Genomic DNA, 11,978 nt, shown 5'->3' on the forward strand with positions numbered 1-11,978 from the left:
TAAAATCCCCCGCCCACAAAGGCGTGCCGGTTCGAGTCCGGCCCTGGGCACCATTTTAAGTCTTTTAAAATGGTGTAATAAAAAAATCCAGCAATATGCTGGTTTTTTTATGTCTGCTCGCTATTAAATGTAGATCACACCGATGACTACACATAGATGGCGAGAACGGTGATCACCATTCTCGGTTTGCAACCAATTCCTCAAGATCGATATCCATATAACCCGCATCTTGTACGGCCATCATCATTGCTTCCGCAATATAATCAGTGGCTGTATCGTCCAAATTCGAGTCAAGATCCTCAAAGTCTGGTTTCATTTCATTGATTTTCAGCAAGGTTAAGTTTGCCAAGCGATAAATTTCAGAATCAGATTGCTCAATTTTCTGAATCTTTTTAGCAAATTCAACAATATACTGCTTAACTTCTGCAACTAACACTTCTGGATAGTAGCCGTCATCAAACATAGGGAGAAGTAAATCGTTAAACATCAGCACATCTTTTCAATAAAAAACGTGCTGCTTATATCATACCTGATACAAAAAGGCGACCTTCTTTAAAGGCAATATTCACGATGCAGCCAACATCGCCTGCCACATACGTACCGCATCCACGGTGGCTTTTACATCATGAACACGAACAATGGAGGCCCCTTGCTGAAAACTGAGTAAATGCCCAGTTACACTCCCCACCATTCGCTGATCTGCGCTTGCACCTTGTAAGACTTCTCCAACAAACCGTTTGCGCGACAAACCCGATAATACTGGGTAGCCTAAATCCGTAAATCGCCACAGCGCATTGAGCAAAGTCAAATTCTGCTGGGCATTTTTTGCAAAACCGAATCCGGGATCGACAATAATATGTTCCTGCCGAATACCAGCTGATAACGCAGCTTGAATGCGCTGCTGAAGTTCATTAATCACATCTTCTATAACATTGTCGTACTGATCTAGCTGATTCATTGTGGTCGGTTCACCACGCATATGCATGATAATCACAGGGATATTCAATCTCGCAGCCATCTCAAGGGCGCCTGGGCGAGTAAGTGCACGCACATCATTCCAGATATGTGCACCTGCTGCCACAGCGGCTTCTATCACACGAGGCTGACTGGTATCGATAGAAATGATGACATTCTTTTGTGCCAAAGCTTCAACCACAGGTACTACACGCTGTATCTCTTCTTCAACCTCCACTATCGATGCACCTGGACGAGTGGATTCTCCTCCAATATCAATAATACTCGCACCATGTGCAATCATCTGCTGTGCATGCACTATTGCAGCTACCTTGGAGTTATGTTTCCCTCCATCACTAAATGAATCTGGTGTGACATTTAAAATACCCATAACATGGGGACAGGATAAATCCAACTCCAATGATCCACAGGAAATGACTTTCTGCGGCAAGGGCATCAATCTCATGCAATGACTCCACATTTAAATGCCATCATTTTAACAACCTCATCACTTTAAAGATAATTTCCATTTTGTTTTAAATAAAAAAAGAGCCGCTCTAGGCGACTCTTTTTTTATTTCACACTTAGCTCATTGATGGCAATGGCGGAGGTGTAGATGGTCCGTTACTTGGTGGATCCAAATCAACAACTGGATTTTCAGCAACATAAACCTTTGGTGGACGGGGCTCACGACCTTCCATAATATCCAGCACTTGATCACGGTCAATGGTTTCCCACTCCATCAAGGCTTTCACCATGGTATGCGCTTTATCCTTGTTGTTTTCAAGAATATCCCATGCCACTTTATACTGCTCATCTAGAATACGACGAACTTCTTCATCAACCTGTTGTTGGGTTGCTTCAGAAATTGTACGGCTACCCACATTTCCAAAGAAACCTTGAGTATTGTCGTCTTCATAAACCATCACGCCTAGTCGATCTGACATACCGTATTTGGTGACCATCGCACGTGCCATTTTAGTTGCACGTTCAAAGTCGTTTGATGCACCAGTGGATTGCTGATTGATGAAAATTTCTTCAGCAATACGACCACCGAATAAAATCGAAATTTCTTTCAACATTTTATCTTTGTAGTGACTAATCTGATCCTGCTCAGGCAACTGCCAAGTTACACCTAGTGCCCAGCCACGTGGCATAATGGTCACTTTATGTACTGGATCGGTACCCGGCAAAGCTTCTGCAACGATAGCATGGCCCGACTCATGATATGCCGTTGCACGACGCTCTTCTTCACGAAGAATCATCGATTTACGCTCAGGACCCATATAGATCTTGTCTTTGGCATCTTCAAAGTCATGCATATCGACCGTGTTTTTGTTACGACGTGCAGCAAATAAAGCCGCTTCGTTAACCAGGTTAGCCAGCTGTGCACCAGAGAATCCCGGTGTACCGCGTGCCAATACCTTAACGTCTACACCAGTCACTGACGGTAATTTTCTGAGGTGAACATTTAAAATCTGTTCACGACCATTAATGTCAGGTAATCCTACCATCACTTGACGGTCAAAACGGCCTGGACGCAACAAGGCTTTATCAAGTACATCGACACGGTTGGTCGCTGCAATCACAATCACGCCTTCATTACCTTCAAAGCCGTCCATCTCAACCAGCATCTGGTTTAATGTCTGTTCACGCTCGTCATGACCACCACCGGTACCTGAACCACGGTGACGACCAACTGCATCGATCTCATCAATGAAGATAATACATGGCGCATGACGCTTAGCTTGTTCAAACATATCACGTACACGTGAAGCACCAACACCCACAAACATTTCCACAAAATCAGAACCTGAAATGCTGAAAAATGGGACTTTTGCTTCACCTGCAATGGCTTTCGCCAAAAGGGTTTTACCCGTTCCTGGAGGTCCAACCATCAAAACGCCACGCGGGATTGTTGCCCCTAAACGTTTGAATTTCGCTGGATCTTTTAAAAAATCTACGATCTCTACAACTTCTTGTTTTGCTTCGTCACAACCTGCAACATCTTTAAATGTTACTTTGATTTGATCTTCCGAAAGCATTTTTGCCTTCGACTTTCCAAAACTCATTGGCCCGTTTTTACCACCTGCACCGCCACCCATGTTGCGCATAAAGAACATGAATAACAAAATGATTAAAAGCACAGGGAAACTAGCAATGAGAAGTTGCATCAACAAGCCTTGACGTTGAGGAGCTGTACCTTCAACCACCACATTGTTCTTGTTTAGGCTAGGTAAAAGCTGTGTGTCTTCAACTTGCGGACGTACTGTCTCAAAGTGAGAGCCATTGGTTTTCTCACCACTAATATTCAAACCATCAATAGTGACTTGCTTAATTTGACCAGCATTCACCGCCGCAACAAATTCCGAATAATTCATTGCAGATGGCTTATTACGGTCACTGATGTTACTGAAAATCAAGATCAGAACACCAAGTATTATTAGCCACAATACGGCATTCTTGAAGAGATCGCTCAAAGCTTTATTCCCATTATCAATCTAATTTGATCATGCCCATATCACTGGGTTGACCCTAGTTCACAGCAAGTCTCGCGCTTGCAACAGTTCAAATTGTACAAAATGCACAATTTTTAACGGCTTGGCAAGTAAACTTTATTTCAAGGCCTTTTTACGCCCTTGACCGATTAAGAATACTTCCTTTGATCGAGCACGAGAGGCAGCAGGTTTTGCAGTTTTAAGAATATCGAAACTCTCAACTACCTGCTTACGAAACTCATCAAAACCTGATCCTTGGAAAACCTTTACCACAAACTGACCATCTGGACCAAGTACTTTCTGGGCAAAATCGAGCGCCAGTTCACATAAGTAAATCTGACGAGGCTGATCTACTGCCCTATTACCTGATGTATTGGGGGCCATATCTGAAATTACAATGTCTACAGTACGCCCATTTAAAATATTTAACAATTTTTCGAACACTTCCTCTTCGCGAAAGTCACCTTGCAAGAAAGTCACGTCCGGCAGAGCGTCCATTGCCAAGATATCAGAAGCTATCACTAAACCTTTACTACCTACAAGCTTGCCTGCAATTTGCGACCAACTTCCAGGCGCAGCACCCAAATCGACGACTGTCATTCCGGGTCTGATCAGTTTGTATTTCTCCTGAATTTCTAAAAGTTTATATGCAGCACGTGCACGGTAGCCTTCTTTTTGAGCCTTTTTTACAAAAGGATCATCAAGATGCTCTCTCATCCACGCACGACTACTTTTAGATAACTTCTGGTTGGTAATGCGTGTCGCCATAACTTACTAAATATTAAAAAACTTCTTGACCTCTATTGTACGTCAAAAACGGCATTGATGCAGTATGGTTGTGTATCAGAAAGCCCCACTTTTGGTAGATTTTTTCCTATGATCATGATCGAATATTTCAACAATAGTGCGCGCGTTTGACCTTCAACTTTGCTATACTTAGGCGCTTTTAATCCTAGGTAGTTTCAATGGCAGCTTTATCTATCCAAGAACGTAAACGCTTACGTCAAATCGGGCATGCGCTCAATCCAGTGGTCATGATCGGTGGACAAGGGTTGACGGAAGGTGTTATCGAAGAAACCAACCGCGCACTGAATGATCACGAATTGATTAAAATCAAAATTGCAGGTGAAGACCGCGACACGCGTGCACAAGTGATTGATGCTTTAATTGCAGAGACTCAAGCTGAAGTGGTACAGAAAATTGGCAAGATTGCACTTTTGTATAAAAAAGCTGCAAAACAAAATCCAAATCTTTCAAATCTTGTGCGTCATGCGCATTTGGGCAACAAATAGTTGATTTGATGTATGGCGAGTTATGAGTTAAATGCATTTGATCGGTTTGAAGTCATTTCACTGGTCGGTGCGATTGAGCAACAACATCCATCTGTTTTAAATATCGGATTCTGGGTACGTGATCCCAACCAGCTGATTGAATGGCCCAAATGTGTCTCAGCGCATCCTCGTCAAGATTATTTATGGAATTCAACTTGCTTTGAAGTCTTTATTGGCATTAAACATCAAGATGCGTACCGTGAGGTTAATCTCTCCCCTTCACAGGCCTGGCAAGTATATGAGTTTGAAGAGTATCGCTATCCAGAGCAGATGCCTCCTGTTGCCGCGCATGATATCGAACTCATCAAGCTAGAGCGCACGCATTACGGTCTAAATACAAGCCTCGATCTTGGCAAATTTATGCGTCAGCACCAAGTGAAATGGACAGATCTCTATGTGGGGTTAAGTGCTGTACTCAACACCTCTCAAGGAACACAGTTCTACGCCATGCAACACAGTAGTCCACAACCCGATTTTCATAATAAACGGGATTGGCTACATCAGTTTTAAAAAAAATGCGAGATACTAGATCTCGCATTTTTGTCTTTTGCTCAATACTAAGCACTCTCTTTGACTTTATGCCATGCTTCAAGCGCCTGATCTTTAGAACGCTTAAGCACTTCAGTCAGCGTTTCCTTGTGTTTTGAAGTCACATGGGTCAAATCATCTTTAATTTCTTTACCCAATTTGCTTAAATCATCACTGAGTTGCAATAACTCTTTTTTAAGTACTTCAACTGCCTCAGACAAATCGCCTTGTGAGTGTGTGAGTTGCGATTTGATCACATCTAAGCGGCCAAGCACATCGGCTTTAATTTGTTGATACTGGGTTTGGATGGTCTGGTTTAATTCTTTGGCTTCAGTTTCAATTTTTTCCTGCGTTTCGTTCAGCACTTCTTGTACCTGTGCTGTGGTGTCACTACACAGTTGATCAACTTGCTGTTGATGCGCTTGGACCGCTTGTTTTAATGATTTTTTTGTTGTCATGAATACACCTCTGATTCACGTAATAGTATCGATTTGGTCACCGCATATTACATAGTAAGCCTAATGTTGAGAAAACTGATAAAAATTGTTCGACAATCTTGAATTTCAGTGTTTTTTTCAAATTTCGATATCAAAATTCAGTAAAAACAATGAATTGTTTTAATTCAGAATTTTTCAAATAAAAACGTAGACTTTGGTCTAATCGATGCGTATAATGCGCTGTTAAGTTATAAGCGAGTAGACTGAAAGGAGGGCATGTTTTTGAAGGCAGCCTACCTTTTTTTACGTCTACTCGCTTTTTTACAGCCCTAATTTTTGTGGTTTTAGTTCAGGAGCTTTGGTTTGAGCACCCCCGCCATTTTAGCCCTTGCTGATGGAACGATCTTTAAAGGTACGTCTATCGGTGCTACGGGTTCAACGACTGGTGAAGTCGTTTTTAATACTGCCATGACTGGTTATCAAGAAATTCTGACCGATCCAAGTTATGCACAACAAGTTGTGACATTAACTTATCCTCACATTGGAAATACTGGATGCAATGACGAAGACGCCGAATCGGGTCGCATCCATAAAGTGTGGGCAAATGGTTTGATTATTCGTGATCTGCCTTTACTTCACAGTAATTTCCGTTCTGAACAATCTTTAGGCGACTACTTAAAACAGCACAATGTTGTGGCAATTGCCGACATTGATACGCGTAAACTGACACGTATTTTACGTGAAAAAGGTGCGCAAAACGGCTGTATCCTTGCGGGCGACAATATTACAGAAGAACAAGCGCTCGAAAAAGCACGTGCCTTTGGTGGTCTAAATGGCCTCGATTTGGCAAAAGAGTGCTGTGATCCTGAAGGCTTTGAATGGACGGAAGGTTCATGGACGCTTGGACACGGTTTTACTCAACCTGAACTTAAATATCATGTCGTTGCATACGATTACGGTGTCAAAACCAACATCTTGCGTATGCTTGCAGACCGCGGTTGTAAACTTACAGTTGTTCCTGCTCAAACACCTGCCGAGAAAGTTTTGGCAATGAATCCAGATGGCGTTTTCCTGTCGAATGGTCCTGGCGATCCAGCGGCATGTGACTATGCAATCGAAGCAGTTAAAACAATTGTGGAAACAACCAACTTACCAGTATTTGGTATTTGTTTGGGTCACCAGATTTTAGCGCTGGCATCAGGTGCAAAAACCATGAAAATGAATCATGGTCACCATGGTGCAAACCATCCTGTACAAAACCTTGAACAAGGTACAGTGATGATTACTTCTCAAAACCACGGCTTTGCTGTTGACGAAAGTACTTTACCTGCAAATGTGAAGGTGACTCACCGCTCACTGTTTGACGGTACAAACCAAGGTATTCACCGTACAGACAAACCCGCATTTAGCTTCCAAGGTCACCCAGAAGCTAGCCCAGGTCCACATGACTGTGCCCCATTGTTCGATCATTTCATCGAACTTATCGAAGCAGCTAAGAAGTAATTGAGGAGCGAATAATGCCTAAACGTACGGATATTAAAAGCATCTTGATTATCGGTGCTGGTCCAATTGTAATTGGACAAGCCTGTGAGTTTGACTATTCAGGTGCACAAGCATGTAAAGCGCTTCGTGAAGAAGGTTACCGTGTTATTTTGGTCAACTCTAACCCAGCGACCATCATGACCGATCCATCAATGGCGGATGCGACCTACATTGAACCAATCACTTGGCAAACTGTTGCGCAAATTATCGAAAAAGAGCGTCCAGATGCTGTGCTCCCTACTATGGGCGGCCAAACTGCATTGAACTGTGCGCTTGCTTTGGACGAAAATGGTGTTTTAGAAAAGTTCAATGTTGAACTGATTGGTGCCTCTAAAGACGCAATTGAAAAAGCAGAAGATCGTAAACTTTTTGACATCGCAATGCGTAAAATTGGCTTAGAGTGTCCTCGTGCCGATGTTGCAGAAAGTATGGAACATGCACTGGAAATTCAGTCACGTTTCGGCTTCCCGGTCATCATTCGCCCATCATTCACCATGGGTGGTTCTGGTGGCGGTATTGCTTACAATAAAGAAGAATTTATTGAGATCTGTGAGCGTGGTTTCGATCTTTCTCCGACTAAACAATTATTGATCGATGAATCACTGATTGGCTGGAAAGAGTACGAGATGGAAGTTGTTCGTGATAAAAACGACAACTGTATTATCGTCTGTGCAATCGAAAACTTTGACCCAATGGGCGTGCATACAGGTGACTCGATCACTGTTGCACCTGCACAAACACTAACCGACAAAGAATATCAAATCATGCGTAATGCATCGATTGCAGTTCTTCGTGAAATTGGTGTTGAAACAGGTGGTTCAAACGTACAGTTTGGTATCAATCCGAAAGACGGCCGTATGGTTGTGATCGAGATGAACCCACGTGTATCGCGTTCATCTGCTCTTGCTTCAAAAGCGACAGGCTTCCCGATTGCGAAAATCGCGGCGAAGCTTGCGGTAGGCTACACCCTTGATGAATTAAAAAATGACATCACCGGTGGCGTAACACCAGCATCATTTGAACCTGCAATCGACTATGTAGTAACCAAGATTCCTCGCTTTAACTTCGAAAAATTCCCGCAAGCAGAGCCTGTGTTAACCACACAGATGAAATCTGTGGGTGAAGTAATGGCGATTGGACGTAATTTCCAAGAGTCTGTACAAAAAGCATTACGTGGTTTGGAAGTGGGTGTTTGTGGCTTTGATGAAAAAGTTGAAGCCGGTACCACCAATGCCAAAGAGATTATCTTAAAAGAACTTAAAGTGCCTGGTCCGGAGCGTATCTGGTACGTGGCTGACGCATTCCGTCACGGTTTTTCTTTAGATGACGTATTTGAAGCGACCAAAATCGACCGTTGGTTCTTGATTCAAATTGAGGACATTATCAAAACTGAAGCGCAAGTGAAGACGCTAGGTTTTGGTGATTTAAACGCTGACAACATCCGTTCGTTCAAACGTAAAGGTTTATCTGACCTACGTATTGCCAACTTGATGGGTATTTCACAAAAGCAATTCCGTAAGCAACGTTGGAATTTGGGTGTTTATCCGGTTTACAAGCGTGTCGATACCTGTGCAGCAGAGTTTGAGTCAGGCACTGCCTACATGTACTCAACTTATGATGAAGAATGCGAAGCGAATCCATCGAACCGTGACAAGATCATGGTTATTGGCGGTGGTCCGAACCGTATTGGTCAAGGGATCGAGTTTGACTACTGTTGTGTACACGCAGCGCTTGCAATGCGTGATGACGGTTACGAAACCATTATGGTGAACTGTAACCCAGAAACAGTTTCAACAGACTACGACACTTCAGATCGTTTGTACTTTGAGCCCGTTACGCTTGAAGATGTACTTGAGATTGTGCGTACCGAAAAGCCAAAAGGCGTGATCGTACAGTACGGTGGTCAGACACCACTTAAATTGGCACGTGCGCTTGAAGAAGCAGGCACACCAATTATTGGTACCTCACCAGATGCAATTGACCGTGCTGAAGACCGTGAACGTTTCCAGCAAATGATTCAACGTCTACAACTTCGCCAACCGAACAACAGTATTGTAAAATCGGCTGAAGAAGGTATTTCAGAAGCAGCGAAAGTGGGTTATCCATTGGTTGTTCGTCCATCTTATGTCTTAGGTGGTCGTGCAATGGAAATCGTGTATAACGAAGAAGAGCTGAAACGTTATCTTCGTGAAGCGGTACAAGCGTCGAATGAAGCGCCTGTCCTGCTCGACCGTTTCTTGGACGATGCAACTGAAGTCGATGTAGACTGTGTCTCTGACGGTAAAGACGTGGTGATTGGCGGTATCATGCAGCACATCGAACAGGCCGGTATTCACTCTGGTGACTCAGCTTGCTCAATCCCACCTTACTCGCTTTCTCAAGAAGTTCAGGATGAGATGCGTCGTCAAACCGTTGCAATGGCAAAAGAGCTCGGTGTTATTGGCTTGATGAACGTACAATTTGCTGTAAAAGGCAACGACATCTATGTTCTTGAAGTGAATCCACGTGCTTCACGTACCGTACCATTCGTATCGAAATGTATCGGTGAATCACTGGCGAAAGTTGCAGCACGTTGTATGGCGGGTCAATCACTAGCGTCTCAAGGATTTACCAAAGAGATTATCCCGACACGTTTTGCTGTGAAAGAAGCAGTCTTCCCATTCGCCAAATTCCCTGGCGTAGATCCAATGCTTGGCCCAGAGATGAAATCGACAGGTGAAGTGATGGGTGTGGGTCAAACCTTTGGTGAAGCATTCTACAAAGCCGTACTTGGTTCAAACGAACGTTTGCCTGGTTTGCCAACTGATGGTGAAGTGAAGTATGCATTCTTGTCTGTACGTGAATCTGACAAGAAATACATTGCTGATATTGCTAAGCAGTTAATCGCGTATGGCTTTAAACTTGTTGCAACAAATGGCACACATAAAGTCCTTCGTGAAGCAGGTCTAGAGTGTGAAGCAGTAAATAAAGTCACCGAAGGTCGTCCGCATATTGTGGATCGCTTGAAAAATGGTGAAATTCATCTTATTGTCAACACAACAGAAGGCAAACAAGCGCAATATGATTCTGCCATGATTCGTCGTGCTGCCCTACAGGGTAAAGTGTATTACACCACGACCATCAACGGTGCAGAAGCCGTTTGCCAAGCTTTTGCTGTGAAATTGCCAATGGATGTTTACCGTTTGCAAGATTTACAAACAGTAGGTTAATTCGTTACCGATAAGTCCCGCCACCTTATCGGTGGCGGGCTTTTTATTTTTTAAAAATGCGGTTTTCCCATTTTATTAAGAGGGACTAAAATGCAACGTTATCCAATGACTCCCGAGGGCAAATCTGCTCTAGAGAAAGAATTACAACATCTGAAGAGTGTTGAACGTCCACGTATTACACAAGCGATTGCAGAAGCGCGTGAACACGGTGATTTAAAAGAAAATGCCGAGTATCACGCTGCACGTGAACAACAGGGTTTCTGTGAAGGACGCATTCAGGATATCGAGGGTAAATTAGGCGCAGCTCAAGTGATCGATATTAAAGAGCTTGAACACAATGGCCGAGTGGTTTTTGGTGTGACTGTGACCATTGAAAATCTTGATACCGAAGAGCGCAAAACCTATAAGATCGTGGGTGATGATGAAGCTGATTTTAAAATCAATAAAATCTCTGTGAACTCGCCAATTGCACGTGGCCTACTGGGTAAAAGCGAAGGTGACGAAGCCAAAATCACGACGCCTCAGGGTGAAGTCGAATATGAAATCGTAAGTGTTGAATACTTATAATTTCACTCGATGACTTAAGCCTCAGTTCGCTGGGGCTTTTTATTGTGCTCTATTCATCTCAATTCTAGTTTGCCTAAATTTGAGATGTGTCAGTCATCCACTGGTACTTCTTCAAATCAATTCGTCCACCTTTTATGATGATACCTTCTTGTATGAGTTTGAGTTCTTGAATATTTTGACCAGCATCATTGATTTGCCCAGTACTGATTCGTCCCTGTGCATTAATAATCCGGTGCCAAGGCAAATCTGACGTCTCACTCATCTGTTTTAAAACAGTTCCAACCAATCGAGCATGTTTAGGTAGTCCAGCAAGTTTGGCGATCTGCCCATAAGTGGCCACATAACCTTCAGGCACTAATGCAACCACAGCCAATATCTGTCGATATAGCTCAATCGATGACGCTTTTTGTGGCTGAACTTGACGGGAAATCACCATAAGCACACATCTTATATAAAACAATTAAAAATTTGATTATGCATGAATTCTAAAGTTGAATCTTTAAGATTATTTTGTGCTAATTTATGAAAGCAACTCATACTAAAGATAATTAAGTCGCCTCTATTTTTTATAAGTTAAATAGAATACTGTTTGGATGCAATAAATCTTATCAATAAATACAAGGGAGTATATAAGAATGGGATATCAACATATCATGGTGCCAGTTGATGGATCACCCACATCTTTAACTGCAATTCAGCATGCCGCCAAGCTTGCAACCACCTATCAAAGTACAGTGACTGTGATCTATGTCTTAACAATTGATCCATTCATCAACATTGAATATATTAATTCGGCACACCAAGTGGAAAACGACGCGCTAAAACAAACTCGGGAAATTATTAAAACTATTGTCGATGAAGCAAAACAAAAATTCTTAACGTTTGGAATTGATGCGAATACTGTCATCATTG

General features: G+C 42.8%; 12 protein-coding genes. 6 read left to right on the forward strand and 6 right to left on the reverse strand.

Translation table 11 applies throughout. From position 1 onward, the window contains the following. Positions 1 to 172: 172 nt before the first annotated feature. From ADA42_RS05485 to rlmE, 4 genes are all read right to left on the reverse strand, one after another. Positions 173 to 487, reverse strand: a complete 315-nt coding sequence (locus ADA42_RS05485; RefSeq protein WP_004939767.1) for a DUF5713 family protein — start codon at positions 485 to 487, stop codon at positions 173 to 175. A 78-nt stretch (positions 488 to 565) separates the two neighbouring features. After that, positions 566 to 1,420, reverse strand: coding sequence for a dihydropteroate synthase (gene folP, locus ADA42_RS05490; RefSeq protein ID WP_004948908.1), 855 nt, complete (start codon positions 1,418 to 1,420; stop codon positions 566 to 568). 118 nt (positions 1,421 to 1,538) lie between these two features. Further along, positions 1,539 to 3,434, reverse strand: a complete 1,896-nt coding sequence (ftsH, locus tag ADA42_RS05495; RefSeq protein WP_004939774.1) for an ATP-dependent zinc metalloprotease FtsH — start codon at positions 3,432 to 3,434, stop codon at positions 1,539 to 1,541. A 135-nt stretch (positions 3,435 to 3,569) separates the two neighbouring features. Next, positions 3,570 to 4,220: a 23S rRNA (uridine(2552)-2'-O)-methyltransferase RlmE gene (rlmE, locus tag ADA42_RS05500; protein ID WP_004939777.1), complete on the reverse strand. Its 651-nt coding sequence runs from the start codon at positions 4,218 to 4,220 to the stop codon at positions 3,570 to 3,572. A 197-nt stretch (positions 4,221 to 4,417) separates the two neighbouring features. On the opposite strand from rlmE, the gene yhbY reads away from it, so the two are divergent. Both yhbY and ADA42_RS05510 read left to right on the forward strand, forming a co-directional pair. Further along, the gene (gene yhbY, locus ADA42_RS05505; protein ID WP_048763996.1) at positions 4,418 to 4,744 is read left to right on the forward strand and encodes a ribosome assembly RNA-binding protein YhbY; all 327 of its coding nucleotides are present in this window, start codon (positions 4,418 to 4,420) and stop codon (positions 4,742 to 4,744) included. A 12-nt stretch (positions 4,745 to 4,756) separates the two neighbouring features. Next, positions 4,757 to 5,293 carry a DOMON-like domain-containing protein gene (locus ADA42_RS05510; protein ID WP_048763998.1) on the forward strand — a complete coding sequence of 179 codons (537 nt, stop codon included), beginning with the start codon at positions 4,757 to 4,759 and terminating at the stop codon, positions 5,291 to 5,293. 47 nt (positions 5,294 to 5,340) lie between these two features. Here the strand turns inward: ADA42_RS05510 and ADA42_RS05515 are convergent, their stop codons facing one another. Continuing rightward, the gene (locus ADA42_RS05515; RefSeq protein ID WP_004939787.1) at positions 5,341 to 5,769 is read right to left on the reverse strand and encodes a hypothetical protein; all 429 of its coding nucleotides are present in this window, start codon (positions 5,767 to 5,769) and stop codon (positions 5,341 to 5,343) included. Between the two features lie 342 nt (positions 5,770 to 6,111). Here ADA42_RS05515 and carA point away from each other — a divergent pair, with 342 nt between their 5' ends. The 3 genes from carA to greA all read left to right on the forward strand — a co-directional run bounded on the left by carA (position 6,112) and on the right by greA (position 11,066). Beyond that, positions 6,112 to 7,251: a glutamine-hydrolyzing carbamoyl-phosphate synthase small subunit gene (gene carA, locus ADA42_RS05520; RefSeq protein ID WP_004939789.1), complete on the forward strand. Its 1,140-nt coding sequence runs from the start codon at positions 6,112 to 6,114 to the stop codon at positions 7,249 to 7,251. Positions 7,252 to 7,265: 14 nt separating this feature from the next. Next, complete coding sequence (carB, locus tag ADA42_RS05525) at positions 7,266 to 10,499, forward strand: carbamoyl-phosphate synthase large subunit (RefSeq protein WP_048763999.1); 3,234 nt, start codon at positions 7,266 to 7,268, stop codon at positions 10,497 to 10,499. 90 nt (positions 10,500 to 10,589) lie between these two features. Further along, on the forward strand, positions 10,590 to 11,066 hold the full coding sequence (greA, locus tag ADA42_RS05530; protein ID WP_004939793.1) for a transcription elongation factor GreA: 477 nt from the start codon (positions 10,590 to 10,592) through the stop codon (positions 11,064 to 11,066). A gap of 73 nt (positions 11,067 to 11,139) precedes the next feature. On the opposite strand, the gene ADA42_RS05535 is transcribed toward greA, so the two are convergent. Continuing rightward, positions 11,140 to 11,502 carry an MGMT family protein gene (locus ADA42_RS05535; protein ID WP_004939797.1) on the reverse strand — a complete coding sequence of 121 codons (363 nt, stop codon included), beginning with the start codon at positions 11,500 to 11,502 and terminating at the stop codon, positions 11,140 to 11,142. Between the two features lie 199 nt (positions 11,503 to 11,701). Here ADA42_RS05535 and ADA42_RS05540 point away from each other — a divergent pair. Further along, the coding region (locus tag ADA42_RS05540) for a universal stress protein (RefSeq protein ID WP_048764001.1) at positions 11,702 to 11,978 on the forward strand (277 nt) is incomplete at its 3' end.

It is taken from the genome of Acinetobacter sp. 243_ASPC (genome assembly GCF_001054715.1).
Taxonomy (GTDB): Bacteria; Pseudomonadota; Gammaproteobacteria; order Pseudomonadales; family Moraxellaceae; genus Acinetobacter; species Acinetobacter soli.